Origin of the sequence: Nocardioides pocheonensis, assembly GCF_003725535.1 — a bacterium.
Classification (GTDB): domain Bacteria; phylum Actinomycetota; class Actinomycetes; order Propionibacteriales; family Nocardioidaceae; genus Marmoricola; species Marmoricola pocheonensis.
Genome location: NZ_RJSF01000040.1, coordinates 571,070 through 586,236 on the forward strand (window position 1 = coordinate 571,070; position 15,167 = coordinate 586,236).

At 70.5% G+C, this 15,167-nt stretch carries 12 protein-coding genes and 1 tRNA gene; 11 read left to right on the plus strand and 2 right to left on the minus strand.

Annotation, left to right across the window (positions count from 1 at the left end; genetic code table 11):
* Window positions 1-142: 142 nt before the first annotated feature.
* Window positions 143-2,947 carry a pyruvate dehydrogenase (acetyl-transferring), homodimeric type gene (gene aceE, locus EFL26_RS13605; protein ID WP_123223386.1) on the minus strand — a complete coding sequence of 935 codons (2,805 nt, stop codon included), beginning with the start codon at window positions 2,945-2,947 and terminating at the stop codon, window positions 143-145.
* Between the two features lie 215 nt (window positions 2,948-3,162).
* On the opposite strand from aceE, the gene EFL26_RS13610 reads away from it, so the two are divergent.
* The 10 genes from EFL26_RS13610 to EFL26_RS13655 all read left to right on the plus strand — a co-directional run bounded on the left by EFL26_RS13610 (window position 3,163) and on the right by EFL26_RS13655 (window position 12,387).
* Window positions 3,163-3,552, plus strand: coding sequence for a DUF3052 domain-containing protein (locus tag EFL26_RS13610; protein ID WP_123223387.1), 390 nt, complete (start codon window positions 3,163-3,165; stop codon window positions 3,550-3,552).
* A gap of 115 nt (window positions 3,553-3,667) precedes the next feature.
* Window positions 3,668-5,308 (plus strand): AMP-binding protein, encoded by a 1,641-nt coding sequence (locus EFL26_RS13615; RefSeq protein WP_123223388.1) that lies wholly within the window; start codon window positions 3,668-3,670, stop codon window positions 5,306-5,308.
* Window positions 5,309-5,336: 28 nt separating this feature from the next.
* Window positions 5,337-5,798 carry a peroxiredoxin gene (locus EFL26_RS13620; RefSeq protein ID WP_123223389.1) on the plus strand — a complete coding sequence of 154 codons (462 nt, stop codon included), beginning with the start codon at window positions 5,337-5,339 and terminating at the stop codon, window positions 5,796-5,798.
* Between the two features lie 245 nt (window positions 5,799-6,043).
* Window positions 6,044-6,115 (plus strand) — tRNA-Val (locus tag EFL26_RS13625).
* Between the two features lie 346 nt (window positions 6,116-6,461).
* Window positions 6,462-8,108, plus strand: a complete 1,647-nt coding sequence (locus EFL26_RS13630; RefSeq protein ID WP_123223390.1) for a sensor histidine kinase — start codon at window positions 6,462-6,464, stop codon at window positions 8,106-8,108.
* A gap of 180 nt (window positions 8,109-8,288) precedes the next feature.
* Entirely contained in the window at window positions 8,289-9,119 is an 831-nt protein-coding gene (locus tag EFL26_RS13635) for a COG4705 family protein (RefSeq protein WP_221176950.1), read from the plus strand.
* Window positions 9,116-9,547 carry a hypothetical protein gene (locus EFL26_RS13640; protein ID WP_123223392.1) on the plus strand — a complete coding sequence of 144 codons (432 nt, stop codon included), beginning with the start codon at window positions 9,116-9,118 and terminating at the stop codon, window positions 9,545-9,547. Before EFL26_RS13635 ends, EFL26_RS13640 begins: the two co-directional genes overlap by 4 nt.
* A gap of 96 nt (window positions 9,548-9,643) precedes the next feature.
* Entirely contained in the window at window positions 9,644-10,663 is a 1,020-nt protein-coding gene (locus EFL26_RS13645; RefSeq protein WP_123223393.1) for a GDSL-type esterase/lipase family protein, read from the plus strand.
* Window positions 10,664-10,749: 86 nt separating this feature from the next.
* Complete coding sequence (locus tag EFL26_RS13650; RefSeq protein WP_123223394.1) at window positions 10,750-11,124, plus strand: YciI family protein; 375 nt, start codon at window positions 10,750-10,752, stop codon at window positions 11,122-11,124.
* Window positions 11,125-11,130: 6 nt separating this feature from the next.
* A complete protein-coding gene (locus EFL26_RS13655; RefSeq protein ID WP_123223395.1) occupies window positions 11,131-12,387 on the plus strand; it encodes an RNA polymerase sigma factor in 1,257 nt (418 codons plus the stop codon).
* 27 nt (window positions 12,388-12,414) lie between these two features.
* Here the strand turns inward: EFL26_RS13655 and EFL26_RS13660 are convergent, their stop codons facing one another.
* A complete protein-coding gene (locus EFL26_RS13660) occupies window positions 12,415-13,413 on the minus strand; it encodes a DNA topoisomerase IB (RefSeq protein WP_123223396.1) in 999 nt (332 codons plus the stop codon).
* Between the two features lie 130 nt (window positions 13,414-13,543).
* Between EFL26_RS13660 and EFL26_RS13665 the strand changes: the two genes are divergently transcribed.
* Window positions 13,544-15,073: an AMP-binding protein gene (locus EFL26_RS13665; protein ID WP_123223816.1), complete on the plus strand. Its 1,530-nt coding sequence runs from the start codon at window positions 13,544-13,546 to the stop codon at window positions 15,071-15,073.
* Window positions 15,074-15,167: the final 94 nt, after the last annotated feature.

Consider the following 15,167-nt stretch of genomic DNA (forward strand, 5'->3'; position numbering starts at 1 on the left):
TCGAGTCCGGCGTGTACCTCGCCCCGGTCAGGCGTCACCGCGGCTACTGGGCCGGCGACTTCAGCCAGGCCGGCGTCCAGCCGCAGCAGAGCTGACCGGCGGCTCGCGCCCCGCCCGGCTCGCACCTCGATCACCGGTCCGGTCAGGCGTCCCCGCCCTCCTGGGCGATGCCCGAGACGGCGGTGGGGTCGTCGATGCGGTACTTCGCGAACGCCTCCGACACCGTCTCCGCCTTCACCGAGCCCTGCTGCGCGAGCGCCTGCAACGCCTGGACCACCACGGACTCCGCGTCGACGTTGAAGAACCTGCGCGCCGCCGGACGGGTGTCGGCGAAGCCGAAGCCGTCCGTGCCGAGCGCGTGGAAGTCGCCGGGGACCCATCGGGCGATCTGCAGCGGCACCGCCCGCATGAAGTCGGAGACCGCCACGAACGGGCCGTGCCCGCCGCCGAGCTGGGTGGTCACGAACGGCACCCGGGCGTGCTCGTCGGGGTGCAGCAGCGACCAGCGCTCGGCCTCGACCGCCTCGCGGGCCAGCTCGTTCCACGACGTGACCGACCAGAGGTCCGCGCTGACGCCCCAGTCCTGGGCGAGCAGCCGCTGCGCGTCCAGGATCCAGGGGAAGCCCACGCCCGAGGCGAGGAGCTGCACCTTGGGTGCGTCCGGCCCGAGGTCGGGTCCGTCGGCGAAGTGGTAGACCCCCTTGAGCAGCCCGTCCACGTCGAGGCCCTCGGGCTCGGCCGGCTGGACGACCGGCTCGTTGTAGACGGTGAGGTAGAAGATGACGTCCTCGCCCATCGGGTGCTCCGGCGTGACGGTGTACATCCGCTTGAGCCCGCTCTGCATGATGTGCGCGATCTCGTGGGCGTGCGCCGGGTCGTAGTGCACGACGGCCGGGTTGGTGGCCGCGAGCAGCGGGGAGTGGCCGTCGGCGTGCTGCAGGCCCTCGCCGGTCAGCGTCGTGCGGCCGGCCGTGGCCCCGATGAGGAAGCCTCGGGCGAGCTGGTCGGCCATCGCCCAGATCGAGTCGCCCGTGCGCTGGAACCCGAACATCGAGTAGAAGATGTAGAACGGGATCATCGCCTCGCCGTGCGTGGCGTACGCCGACCCGGCCGCCGTCGCGGACGCCATCGCACCCGCCTCGGAGATGCCCTCGTGGAGCATCTGGCCGTCGGCGGACTCGCGCCACTTCAGCAGCAGCTTGCGGTCGACCGACTCGTACTGCTGGCCGCCCGGGTTGTAGACCTTCGCCGTCGGGAACATCGCGTCCATGCCGAAGGTGCGGTACTCGTCCGGTGCGATCGGCACGATCCGCTTACCGATCTCGGGATCCTTCATCCAGTCCTTGAGCAGCCGGACCAGCGCCATCGTGGTGGCGATCTTGTTGTTGCCCGAGCCCTGCTTGAGGTCGGCGTACACCTCGTCGCCGGGGACCTTCAGCGGCTTGGCCCGCACGACCCGCCGGGGCATCGAGCCGCCGAGCTGGCGGCGGCGCTCGAGCATGTACTCGATCTCCTCCGACTCCATGCCGGGGTGGAAGAACGGTGCGGTGCCCGACGTGTCGTAGGACTCGTCGATGTCGCGGTCGCTCATCGGAAGACGTAGGCGGTCGCGGAACTTCTTGAGGTCGGCCTTGGTCAGCTTCTTCATCTGGTGGGTGGCGTTCTTGCCCTCGAGGGCGTCGATCGTCCAGCCCTTGATGGTGTGGGCGAGGATCACCGTCGGCTGGCCGACGTGCTTGGTGGCGGCGTCGAAGGCGGCGTACACCTTGCGGTAGTCGTGGCCGCCGCGCGGCAGCTTCTCGATCTGCCGGTCACTCATGTGCTCGACCATCTTGCGCAGGCGCGGGTCGGGACCGAAGAAGTGCTCGCGGTTGTACGCGCCGTCCTCGACGGAGAACGTCTGGAACGCGCCGTCGGGCGTGCTGTTCATCTTGTTGACGAGCACGCCGTCGACGTCGCGGGCGAGCAGCTCGTCCCACTCCCGGCCCCAGATCACCTTGACGACGTTCCAGCCGGCACCGCGGAAGACCGACTCCAGCTCCTGGATGATCTTGCCGTTGCCGCGCACCGGGCCGTCGAGCTGCTGCAGGTTGCAGTTGATCACCCAGGTCAGGTTGTCGAGCTCCTCGCGGGCCGCGACGCTGATCGCGCCGAGCGACTCCGGCTCGCCCATCTCGCCGTCGCCGAGGAACGCCCACACGTGCTGCTGGCTCGTGTCCTTGATGCCGCGGTTGTGCAGGTAGCGGTTGAACCGTGCCTGGTAGATCGAGTTGATGCCGGTGAGGCCCATCGAGACGGTCGGGAACTCCCAGAAGTCCGGCATCAGGCGGGGGTGCGGGTAGGACGAGAGGCCCTTGCCCACGCCGTGCTGGACCTCCTGGCGGAAGTTCAGCAGCTGCTGCTCGTTGAGCCGTCCCTCCAGGAACGCGCGCGCGTAGATGCCCGGCGAGCCGTGTCCCTGGATGTAGATCTGGTCGCCGCCGCCGGGGTGGTCGTGGCCGCGGAAGAAGTGGTTGAACCCGACCTCGTAGAGGCTCGCGCTGGACTGGTAGGTGGCGATGTGCCCGCCGACCTCCAGGCCCTTGCGGTTGGCGTCGCTCACCATCACCGCGGCGTTCCAGCGGATGAACGCGCGGATCCGGCGCTCGATCTCCTCGTCGCCGGGGAACCACGGCTCGCGCTCGGGCGGGATCGTGTTGATGTAGTCGGTGCTCCGCAGTGCCGGTACGCCGACCTGACGCTGCCGGGCCCGCTCGAGGAGGCGCAGCATCACGTAGCGTGCGCGCTCCCGGCCGCGGTCCTGGACCAGGGCGTCGAAGGAGTCGATCCAGTCGTTGGTCTCGTCAGGGTCGATGTCGGGCAGCTGGGTGGGCAGCCCTTCGTGGATCACCGGAGGGGTCGCGGGGTTGGCTCGTACCTCGGGGTCCGTGTTCGCTGTGTCAGCCACCCCTGCATCTTGGCACGTTCCAACCAGCCGACAAATCTACCGACGAGTACCTGAACGGCCCGCCGAGACGCCCTCGCGGACCCGCCGTACGCGGTGCGGGCTTGCGCTGTGATGCCGGAGTCCGCTGAACTTGCTCCACCGCTTCCGCACGGGAAGCCCGACGCACGAGGAAAAGAGGCATCGACGTGAGCCCGTCCGCAGGGGGCCCCGACCAGATGGTGGGGGACCGGCTGGGCTTGAAGCCCGGCATGGTCGTGCAGGAGCTCGGGTGGGACGAGGACGTCGATGACGCCGTGCGCGTCGCGATCGAGGACGTGATCGACGCGGATCTCGTGGACGGCGACTACGGGGACGTCGTGGACACCGTGGTGCTGTGGTGGCGCGACGGCGACGGCGATCTCGCCGACGACCTCATGGACGCGCTGTCCGACCTCGCCGCCGGTGGGGCGGTGTGGCTGTTCACGCCCAAGGTCGGGCGCCCTGGTGCCGTGCCCGCCTCCGACATCGCGGAGGCCGCCCCGATCGCCGGGCTGTCGAACACCACGACGATCCCGGTCAGCGCCGACTGGACCGCCACCAAGCTGGTCGCCCCGAAGGCGCGCTGACCCCGAGGTCAACCGCCCGGTTTCGGGTACGGAGCCCCGCGGACCGAGACGCTCACCCACGTCCGCGAGCGGGCAGTACGGTGTGCTCAACTCACCGCCAAGGAGGCATCGACGCATGACGGGCACACTCGCGGAGAAGGTCGCGGCGCAGGCCAGGAGCAAGGCGATCGCGGCTCGCGTCCTCACGCAGGCGGGGGTGATCCAGCCGTTCGGGCCGGTGACCCTGGTCGGCCTCGTGAAGTCCCTGCGCACCTGGGGCATGGGCGTGGCCGGCGGCTTCACCGCGGTCGCGATCCGGTTCCCCGACCGGGTCGGCATCGTCGACGAGCTCGGTGAGCTGACCTTCCGCGAGATCGACGAGCGCAGCAACGCCCTCGCCGACGAGCTCGCCCACCGCGGCGTGCGCGAGGGCGACAACGTGGCGCTGCTCGCCCGCAACCACCGGGGCTTCCTCGACGCGGCTCTGGCGATCTCCAAGCTCGGCGCCAACGTGCTGCTGCTCAACACCGCCTTCGCGGCACCCCAGCTCGGAGAAGTCTGCGAGCGCGAGGACGCGAAGTTCGTGATCCACGACGAGGAGTTCGACGACCTGGTCGACCGCGCCGGTCTCTCCACGCCGCGCCTGCTCGCGTGGACCGACTCCCCGGTCACCGCGCGCGCCGACCGCGAGACCGTCGAGCAGCTGATCGCGAGCGGGTCGCGCGAGCGGCGTACGCCGCCGAGCCGCGAGGGCAAGGTCGTGATCCTCACCTCCGGCACCACCGGTACGCCGAAGGGCGCTCCGCGAGGCAGCGGCAACTTCGAGGCCGCGGTCGCGCTGCTCGAGCGGATTCCGCTGCGCAGCGGCTGGCGCTCGCACGTCGCCGCGCCGCTGTTCCACACCTGGGGCTTCGCCCACCTGAGTCTGGCCATGCTGCTCGGCTCGACGGTGGTGCTCACGCGCAAGTTCGACCCCGAGAACGCCCTCAAGGTGCTCACCGAGAAGAAGTGCGACTCGTTCGTGGTGATCCCGGTGATGCTGCAGCGCATCCTCCGGCTGCCCAAGGAGACGCTGGACTCCTACGACCTCTCGCGGGTCAAGGTCGTCGCGGCCTCCGGCTCGGCGATGCCCGGCAACCTCGCGACCGAGTGGATGGACCAGTTCGGCGACACGCTCTACAACATCTACGGCTCGACCGAGGTGGCCTGGGCCAGCGTCGCGCAGCCCAGGGACATGAGGGCGGCGCCGGGCACGGCCGGCAAGCCGCCGGTGAACACCATCGTCCGGATCTACGACCTCGACGGCAACGAGGTGCCGACCGGCGAGACCGGCCGGATCTTCGTCGGCAACTCGATGCTGTTCGAGGGCTACACCGGAGGCGGTCACAAGGAGGTCATCGACGGGCTGATGAGCTCCGGTGACGTGGGCCGCTTCGACGAGGACGGCCACCTGTTCGTCGAGGGCCGTGACGACGAGATGATCGTCTCGGGCGGTGAGAACGTCTTCCCGAAGGAGGTCGAGGACTGCCTCGCCCGCCACGACGGGGTCGTCGAGGTCGCCGCGATCGGGGTCGACGACGACGAGTTCGGCAAGCGGTTGCGGGCGTTCGTGGTCCTCGCCGACGGCAAGAAGGTCAGCGAGGACGAGCTGCGCGAGCACGTGAAGAGCAACTTGGCCCGCTACAAGGTGCCGCGCGACTTCGTGTTCCTCGACGAGCTGCCGCGCAACGCCACCGGCAAGGTCCTCAAGCGCGAGCTGCACGAGATCGAGGCCTGACCTTCATGCTGCAGGAAGAGGTGGGACGGTGACGCTGGACGTCGGTGACCGGGCTCCGGACTTCACGCTGCGCGACCAGCACGGGCAGGACGTCACGCTGTCGTCCTTCGCCGGCTCGAAGGCCGTGCTGCTGGTGTTCTACCCCTACGCGTTCAGCGGTGTCTGCACCGGCGAGCTGACCGGCTTCCGCGACCGGCTCGGTGACTTCGAGACCGACGACACCACGCTGCTCGGCATCTCGTGCGACCCGATGTACACCCAGCGGGCCTTCGCCGACCGCGACGGGATCTTCTTCCCGCTGCTCGCCGACTTCTGGCCGCACGGTGCCGTCGCCTCGGCGTACGGGGTGCTCGACGAGTCCGAGGGTTGCGCCTCGCGCTCGTCGTTCGTGGTCGACAAGGACGGCGTCGTGCAGTGGGTGCTGCACAGCGAGCGGGGCGAGGCGCGCGACCTCGATCTGCAGGCCACCCGGCTGAAGCAGGCCGGGTAGCCCGATCGGGTCATTTTGGCCGGATCGCCGTTCCAGTGCGTGACTCCGAGGCGATTGGCTGTCACTATTTCCCTGTTGCGACCGCTGGTGACCCGAGACACCGGCGGTCGCGGCTTTTTCCGGGCCAGTTCTGCCCGTCCGTTTCCGCCTCGTCCGGCGGACGGATTCGTCGGCGCCCCGAACGCTCCCTTACTCTGTGCGGTGCCCGCAGGACCGGTGCCCGCAGGACCGGTGTCCGGCGGCTCGGGCGTATAGCTCAGCGGTAGAGCGCTTCCCTTACAAGGAAGATGTCGGGGGTTCGATCCCCTCTGCGCCCACTTCGCGTGGCACTCGGTCGCACGTGCGGGCGGCATCCCCGAGGTGTCCGCTGGACCGCCGACGCCGTGGCACGAGGGCTCGCCGGTCGAGGGCCTCCCGCTGAGGACTGGCACCGGGACGGGATCTTGAGATCGTCACTGAACAGGGTCGGGCATCTCGGGTCAGTGAGGGCGTTCACCGGTCGGGACACGCTCGCACCCTGACGCACGGAGGCCGCGAACGCGAGGCGCAGCACTGCGCACTCGGACCGCATTTGCCGTTTTGGGGCCTTTGTGATATTTCGCCCCGAAGGGCTATGCTGACAGCCCGGCGCGATCCCTGCGATGGCTCAGAAGAGGAACATCGATGGTCAGCGCCGACCCATCGGATTTCGACACCGTTCGCTTCCAGGCTCTGCTCCTCGATTCGGTCGGCCAAGCCGTGATCGCCACGGACGTCGGCGGGCTGGTCATCTACTGGAACAGCGCCGCCGAGCGGCTGTACGGATGGCCGGCGCAGGAGGCGATCGGGCGGTCCATCGTCGAGCTCACCCCGGCGCCCCAGTCCCTCGAGGAAGCCACGCTGATCTTCGCCGAGCTCGCCGCGGGCCGCACCTGGGAGGGGGAGTTCGTCGTACGACATCGGGACGGTCGAGCGTTCCCGGTCCACGTGACGGACACGCCCGTTCTCGGTGATGACGGCACCCTGCGAGCCATCATCGGCATCTCCAGCGACATCACCGAGCGCAAGCGGGCCGAGCAAGCCGCGCGCCACCTGTCCGCGATCGTCGAGTCGAGCAGCGACGCGATCATCGGTGCGGCTCTGGACGGGGCGATCGTGAGCTGGAACGGCGGGGCAGAGAGGTTGTTCGGCTACGCCGCCAGCGAGGTCATCGGTCAGCACGTCCGGATCCTGGCCCCGAGCGAAGCCATCGCGGAGGAGATCGCGGCCAACGTGCGCAGGGTCGCGCTGGGACAGCGCATCGAGAGCCTGGAGACAGTCCGAAGGCACAAGGACGGCAGTCCGCTCGACGTCGCGCTCACCCTCTCGCCGGTCTACCGCCCGGACGGGTCGATGGGCGGATTCTCGGCGATCATGAGGGACGACTCCGTGCGCCAGCGGGGGGAGCGCGCGCTCAAGCAGCGGGCGGACCTGCTGGTCTCGAGGCTGGCCAAGGAAGCAAAGGCCTCCGAACGGCTCCGCGAGCTCGACCGGATCAAGGACGACCTCGTCGCCACCGTGAGCCATGAGCTCCGTACCCCTCTCACCAGCATCATGGGGTTCGTGGAGCTCCTCAAGGAGGAGCAGGCCGGTCCGCTCACCGCCCAGCAACGGACGTGGGCCGACACGATCGGCCGCAACGGCGATCGCCTGCTGACCCTTGTCGACAACTTGCTGGCTGCGTCCACCCTCGATGCGGGGAAGATGCAGGCCGGTTCCTCCCGCGTCGACCTCAGGGACGTGATCACAGCTGCCCGCCGAACCCTGCAGCCCTCGATCGATCAGCGCCATCTGACGACTCGCTTCCACCTGCCGCCGACGTCGATCCTCGTGCAGGGCGACGCGAGCCAGCTCGAACAGGTCGTGTGCAACCTGGTGAGCAACGCCTTGAAGTTCACCGAGGACGGCGGCACCGTCGAGTGCGCCTTGGCCGTCGAAGGTTCTCAGGCCAGGCTCACGGTGAGCGACGACGGCATCGGCATACCTGACGATGAGCAGGCCGAGCTCTTCACACGATTCTTCCGCTCCACGACAGCCACGGACCGCGCGATCCAGGGCACCGGGCTGGGACTGAGCATCGCGTCCTCGATCGTGCGGAGCCACGGCGGTGCGATCTCGGTCGTCTCCGCCCCCGGCCGAGGCACGAAGGTCATGGTCGACCTCCCGATGGCAGGCCCGCGCGCGCTTCGCCGTCAACGGCGCCGCACACCAGCACACGGACCGGCCGGATCGTCGGAAGCCGACCGCCACGTGCGCCTGACGGCCGCCGCACCCGACCGTCCCGTCGCGTGAAGCCAGGCTGGGCGGTCTCCACGCGCTGGGCGACCGACGTGAGCACCACCGTGATTGATGTGCCGAGCCGTCGCCGCCCGCCTCCTCGCCGGCGCCGGGAGGCGCCCGGGCGGTCGAGTCAGGGGCGAGTCAGGGGCGAGTCAGGGGCGAGTCAGGTGAGCCTAAGTAGCGTCCGCGCCCATGACGACTGAGCATCTGCCCAGCCCTGCCCGCACCATGCTGAACAAGGTCCCCGAGGTGACCGTCTACTTCTGGATCATCAAGATCCTGTGCACGACCGTCGGAGAGAGCTTCGCCGACTACATCAACGAGACCCTCGGCTTCGGCCTGACGAACACCACGCTGGTCTTCTCCGCCGCCCTCGTGATCGCGCTGGTCGCGCAGTTCCGGCTCGACCGCTACGTCCCCGGGGTGTACTGGCTCTCGGTGGTCCTGATCAGCGTCGTCGGGACGCTGCTGACCGACAACATGACCGACGGGCACGACGTACCGCTCTGGATCAGCTCGACCGGCTTTGCGATCCTCCTGGCCGTGGTCTTCGGTGTCTGGTACGCCCGTGAGCGGACGCTGTCGATCCACACCATCGTCACCACGCCGCGCGAGAGCTTCTACTGGCTGACCGTGCTCGTGACCTTCGCCCTCGGTACCGCGGTCGGGGACTGGACGCTCGACCTGACCGGCTGGTCGCCGGGTGTCTCGGTGCTGCTGCCCCTCGGCCTCATCCTGGCGGTGTTCACTTCGTGGAAGCTCGGCGCAGGCCCGGTGCTGTCGTTCTGGCTCGCCTACATCCTCACCCGCCCGCTCGGCGCCAACATCGGTGACTACCTCGGCTCTCCGCACCGCGACGGAGGCCTCGGCCTCGGGACGCTGGGCACCAGCGTGATCTTCCTCGGCACGATCCTCGCCGTCGTGGTCTACCTGTCGATCACGGGCAGGGACCGCACGGAGGCGGTCCAGCCGACCACCGCGGAGGCCGTTGCCTCGGGCGTCGGCGCGCGGGACGCGTCATGACCGCCGAGCTCACCCGCCGGATCCTCGTGGTCACCGACCACGCGGAGCCCACGCAGGAGCTCAAGGACGCGATCCGGCAGCGCGCCGAGCGTGGTGACGTCCAGTTCCGGCTCGTCGTGCTGAACCCCGCGCGTGCCGAGGTGCACCTGCTGCACCCCGAGCGGCACGACAAGGCGAGCCAGGCGGAGCAGGTGATGCTGCAGGCGCTGCCCGACCTGAGCGAGGCGGCAGGCGCGCCGGTGATCGGCTCGGTATCGGTGCGGCACGACCCGATGGACGCCGTCGAGGAGACGATCTTCAGCGAGCCCGTCGACGAGATCATGCTGGCGGTGCCGGCTCACCACCTCGCGACCGCGCTGCACCAGGACCTCCAGCACCGGCTCGAGCACTTCCACCTGCCGGTGACGGTCGTGCGCGCCGAGGGGTGAACCTGCCCACGGTTGCGTGAAACCCCGGACGCGGGTCTCGAAACGTGATGAAGTGCTCCCGCCACGAAATCGCCACAATTCGGAGGGTCACGGGGGATGCGCAAGGTGCTCGGGACGATGCTGCTCGTCCTCGCGACGGCGGCCGGGACGCTCGGTCCGGTCGGGTCGACCGCGCACGCCGAGACCACCGGGGTCCGGATCATGCTGGCCGGCGACTCCATCACCCAGGGCTTCGACGGCGACTACACCTGGCGCTACCGGCTCTACCAGGAGCTCACCCGGCTGCAGGTCCCGTTCGACTTCGTCGGGCCGCACACCGAGCCGTACGGCGGGAGCAACACCTACCTCGCCACCGGGTGGGACACCGACCACGACGCCAAGGGCGGCACCACGCTCGGCGCGCAGCTGGGCAACATCACCGGCGACATGGAGGCGTACCGGCCGGACGTGCTGGTGGCGCTCTACGGCACCAACGACCTGCGCCTCGGCGTGACGCGGGAGCAGCTGATGGACCGGTGGCGGTCGTACGTCGCCCAGGCGCGGGCCGTGCGCCCGGACGTCAAGCTGGTGCTGGGCGAGGTCACCAGTGCCCACGCCGCCGACCACGACGCGTCGAACGAGGCGCTCAACCAGCTCGCCGTCGAGCTGAGCACCCCGGAGTCGCCGGTGGTCGTGGCCGACCTGGACTCGCCGGAGTTCGACCTCCAGCGCGACACCTACGACCACACGCACCCGACGCCGACCGGGGAGACCCTGATCGCGCAGCGGGTCGCCGAGCAGCTCGCGGGGCTCGGCATCGTCCCGGCGCAGCCGGAGATCGTCCAGCCGTTCGTGCCCTGGTCGCCGCCGGTGAAGGCGAACGTGCGCCGCGTGGGCCGGACGCTGGTGATCGACTGGCACGCCACCAAGCACCGCTACCGCGCCCGGGAGATGCGGATGCGGTGGACCAACGTGCGCACCGGGCGCACCCGCGTGACGCCCTGGTCCCGGTGGAACACCCACCTGCGGACGAAGGCGCTGCCGCCGGGCACGTACCGCGTCGACCTGCAGGCCAGCCGGCGGACGATGACCTCCGCCTGGGGTCCTGCGGTGGAGCGGCGCGTCTCGCGCCACTGAGTGAGCTGTCGATCGACGGCCGGCTCGTTCGTTCCGTCCCTGCCGGGGCGCGCGTGCCCTGCGACACTGCCCTTCGAGGAGGAACGATGCGCTACACCCTGCTTCTGCACTACCCGGAGATGTCCCTCGACGAGCTCGGCGAGGAGGGCATGGCGGCCGGCCAGGAGGCGTTCCGGTCGTACGCCGCGGCGCTGCACGCAGCCGGCGTCCTGATCGCCGGCGAGGTGCTCCAGCCGTCGTCGCTGACCACCACCGTCACCGCGGCGAGCGGCACCCTGCAGGTCCAGGACGGCCCGTTCGCGAGCACCAAGGAGCAGCTCGGCGGCACGTTCGTGATCGACGTACCCGACCTCGACGCGGCGCTGGCCTGGGCCGAGAAGGCGCCCTCCGTCCAGTGGGGCACGGTCGAGGTGCGGCCGACGGCCACGCACGTCGTCGACGGGCAGTGGGTCGAGGGCTGACCCGCCGTGGCCCCAGCCGTTGGTGAGGAGGCACGTGCCGCCGCGGAACGAGCGGCCCGTGCCTCCTACGGGCGGCTGGTCGCGGTGCTCGCCGCGAGCACGCGGGACATCGCGCTCGCCGAGGACGCCCTCGCCGACGCCTTCGAGCGCGCCCTGCGCACGTGGCCCGAGGCGGGCGTCCCGGACAGCCCGGAGGGCTGGCTGCTGACCGTGGCTCGGCACCGGCAGAGCGACGTCCTGGGCTCGGCGGCGCGGCGTACGTCGGTCCCGCTGCCGGACGCGGACGGCAGCGGACGGACCCTCCCGGCCCCGCTCGAGGACACCGACCCCGACCGGATCCCCGACCGGCGGCTGGAGCTGTTGTTCGCCTGCGCCCACCCGGCGCTGGACCCGGCGATCCGCACGCCGCTGATGCTCCAGGCGGTGCTCGGGTTCGAGGCTGCCGAGATCGCGCGTGCGTTCGCGTTGCCGTCCGCGACGATGGCGCAGCGACTGGTGCGCGCCAAGCGCCGGATCAAGGACGCCGGCATTCCGTTCGTCGTCCCGGACCGGTCCGTGCTGCCTGCCCGCCTCGAGCCGGTGCTCGAGGCGGTGTACGGCTGCTTCGCGATCGACTGGCAGGGCTCGGCCGCGCCGACGGTGCGGGAGTCGATGGCCGCCGAGGCGCACTACCTCGCCGTCACGCTCGCGGAGATGCTCGTCGACGAGCCCGAGGCCTGGGGGCTGGCCGCGCTGATCACGTTGTCCCTGGCCCGCACCCCGACCCGGTCCGCAGAGGTCTACGTGCCCCTCGACGAGCAGGACGCCGCCGCGTGGAGCAGCGCGCTGATCACCGAGGGGGAGGGCCACCTCCGGCGCGCGGCCGAGTGCCGGCGCGACGGCGCGCCCCTTGGGCGGTTCGAGATCGAGGCGGCGATCCAGGCCGCCCACTGCGCGCGTGCCCGGACCGGCGTGCTCGACTCCGCGGCACTGCGGACGCTCCACGAGGCGCTCGTGGTGGTGGCGCCCACCCTGGGTGCCCGGGTCGCGCTCGCGGCCGCGGTGGCGCGTGCCGACGGCCCCGCGGCCGGGCTGGAGCTGCTCGACGCGATCGACGACCCGGCGCTGGCACGGTTCCAGCCGGCCTGGGCGACGCGCGCGGCGCTGCTCGCCGAGGCCGGCGAGCACGAGGGGGCTCGGGCGGCGTACGCCAAGGCGATCTCGCTGACCACCGACATCCCGACCCGCCGGTGGCTCGAGCAGCAGGCGGCCCGTCTGGGCTGACCGGCCCGGGCTGGCCCGCCGGCCCGATCAGTCGGCCAGCAGCCGCCGGACGGCGCGCTCGAGGGCGGCCTGCCGCTTCTCGGGGTTCCGTGGTGCCCGGCGTACGGCGGCAGCGATCGTCACTCCGTCCTCGTAGAGGTCGACCACCCGCGGGTCGACGTACGACGCCTTCGCGATCGCCGGGGTGTTGCCCAGGAACTCGGCCACCTCGTCCATCGTCGCCTTGACCGCACGCTTGCGTGACGCCTTGGTCGCCCCGGGCTCGTGGCTCTCCGCGAGGACGGTCGCCGCGAGGACGGTCGCGTGCCAGGTGCGGAAGTCCTTGGCGGTGAGGTCCTCACCGGTGCGCTCGCGCAGGTAGTCGTTCACCGAGCCGGCGTCGAGGTCCACCCAGCGCCCCTTCTCGCGGAACGCGAGCAACCGGTCACTGCCGCCCCGACGTCGGCGCATCGTCTCGATCGCCTCGCGGCTGGGCTCGTCCTCGACCTCGATGCGGTGCTCGATCCCGGACTTCCCGGTGAACTCGAAGACCAGCGTGGTGCCCGCCCGGCGCACGTGGCGCCGCTCCAGCGTGGTCAGGCCGAAGGACTCGCCGTTGGCGTAGGCGTCGCTGCCGATCCGGAAGGCGCCCTGGTCGATCAGGCGCACCGCGACCGCGCAGGCCTTGTTGCGGGTCATCGCCTCCTCGGCCAGGTCCTCCAGGACGGCGGCCCGCATCGCCGGCAGGCGGCGTGCGGCCCGGGTGACGCGGGCGAACTTGAGCTCGTCCTGCCGCACCCGCCACTCGGGGTGGTAGAGGTACTGCCGTCGGCCGGCGGCGTCGACGCCGAGCGCCTGCAGGTGGCCGTTGGGCCGGGTGCAGATCCACACGTCGGTCCAGGCCGGGGGGATCGCGAGCGCCTTGACGCGCGCGACGTCCTCCTCGGGGAGTCGGTTGCCGTTCTCGTCGAGGTAGACGAACCCTCGACCTGCGCGACGGCGGGTCCATCCTGGTTCGCGGGGAGAGACCCGCCGGAGTCGTGGCACGACCCCCCTTACCCGAAAAGGTGAGCGACCGTTCACCGCACGGATCCGACGGTTCGCCGACGACGCGTTCTCGCGGGGCAGGAGCGTGGCTAGATTGGCCACGAACAACCGTGTGACGGAGGACACCACCGTGATCGTTCCCTTGAGTGCCACCGACTTCCTGGACCGTGCCCTGGCGGTCTACCGCGAGCGGATCGGCGTGGTCGACGAGCCGGAGCAGCCGGCTCCGTCGCTGGGTGACCTGACCTACGGGGAGCTCGGCGAGAAGGCGGCCGCGATGGCGGCGTACCTGGACCACATCGGCATCGGCGTCGGCGAGCGGGTCGCGTTCGTCTCGCACAACAGCGCCCGTCTGATGACAGCGTTCTTCGGGGTCTGCGGCTACGGGCGGGTGCTGGTGCCGATCAACTTCCGGCTCTCCGCCGAGGAGGTCGCCTACATCGTCAAGCACAGCGGTGCGCGGGTCCTGTACGTCGACCCGGAGATCGACGAGCACCTGGCCGGCGTCGAGTGCGAGCACCGGTTCCGGATCGGGCACGACGACCGGATGTTCCTCCACGGCGTCGAGCCCAAGCCGTGGGAGCACGACGAGAACGCGACCGCGACGATCAACTACACCTCCGGCACGACCGCGCGCCCCAAGGGCGTGCAGATCACGCACCGGAACATCTGGACCAACGCGGTGACGTTCGCGCTGCACGCCGGGGTGACCGATCGCGACGTCTACCTGCACACGCTGCCGATGTTCCACGCCAACGGGTGGGGCATGCCGTTCGCCATGACCGGCATGGGCGTGCCGCAGGTGGTGCTGCGCAAGGTCGACGGCGCCGAGATCCTGCGCCGCGTCGAGAAGCACGGCGTGACCGTCATGTGCGCCGCGCCGGCCGTCGTCAACGCGGTGCTCGACGCCGCGGCCACCTGGGACGGCGAGATCCCCGGACGCGACCGGGTGCGGATCATCGTGGCGGGCGCGCCGCCGCCGACCAAGACGATCGTGCGAGTGCAGGAGGAGCTCGGCTGGGAGTTCATCCAGATCTACGGCCTGACCGAGACCTCGCCGCTGCTCACCGTCAACCGCACGCGATCGGAGTGGGACGACCTGCCCGCCGAGGAGCGGGCGGGCAAGCTGGTGCGCGCCGGCACCCCGGCGATCGGGGTCACGTTGAAGACCTCGGAGTCGGGCGAGGTGCTGGCCCGCTCGAACGTCGTGCTCGAGGGCTACTGGGAGCAGCCGGAGGAGACCGAGGCCGCGCTCGGCGACGGCTGGTTCCACACCGGCGACGGCGGCGTGATCGGCGACGACGGCTACCTGACCATCCAGGACCGCAAGAAGGACGTGATCATCACCGGCGGCGAGAACGTCAGCTCGATCGAGGTCGAGGACGTGATCTTCTCCCATCCCGACGTCGCGGAGGTCGCCGTGATCGGCGTACCGGACGAGAAGTGGGGGGAGACGATCAAGGCGCTCGTCGTGAAGGCCGAGGGCTCCGAGCTCACCGAGGCGGAGCTGATCGCCTACTGCAAGTCGAAGGTCGCCGGCTACAAGGCACCGACGTCGGTGGAGTTCCGCGAGGTGCTCGCCCGCACCGCGACCGGCAAGCTGCAGAAGTTCAAGCTGCGCGCGCCGTACTGGGAGGGGCGCGACCGGCAGGTCAACTGAGCCCCGGCGGTTCCGAGGCTCGCTGGCATGGTTCCTGAGACTGCCGAAGGGCTCGCGCGCCTCAGCCACCCGGAATCCTCGGTAGCCTCTGCGC

What these genes read in the sequence shown, in the direction of transcription:
- EFL26_RS13610 (WP_123223387.1), top strand. Translation starts at nt 3,163, where the DNA reads ATGGTGGGGGACCGGCTGGGCTTGAAGCCCGGCATGGTCGTGCAGGAG.
- EFL26_RS13615 (WP_123223388.1), top strand. Translation starts at nt 3,668, where the DNA reads ATGACGGGCACACTCGCGGAGAAGGTCGCGGCGCAGGCCAGGAGCAAG.
- EFL26_RS13635 (WP_221176950.1), top strand. Translation starts at nt 8,289, where the DNA reads ATGACGACTGAGCATCTGCCCAGCCCTGCCCGCACCATGCTGAACAAG.
- EFL26_RS13640 (WP_123223392.1), top strand. Translation starts at nt 9,116, where the DNA reads ATGACCGCCGAGCTCACCCGCCGGATCCTCGTGGTCACCGACCACGCG.
- EFL26_RS13650 (WP_123223394.1), top strand. Translation starts at nt 10,750, where the DNA reads ATGCGCTACACCCTGCTTCTGCACTACCCGGAGATGTCCCTCGACGAG.
- EFL26_RS13645 (WP_123223393.1), top strand. Translation starts at nt 9,644, where the DNA reads ATGCGCAAGGTGCTCGGGACGATGCTGCTCGTCCTCGCGACGGCGGCC.
- EFL26_RS13630 (WP_123223390.1), top strand. Translation starts at nt 6,462, where the DNA reads ATGGTCAGCGCCGACCCATCGGATTTCGACACCGTTCGCTTCCAGGCT.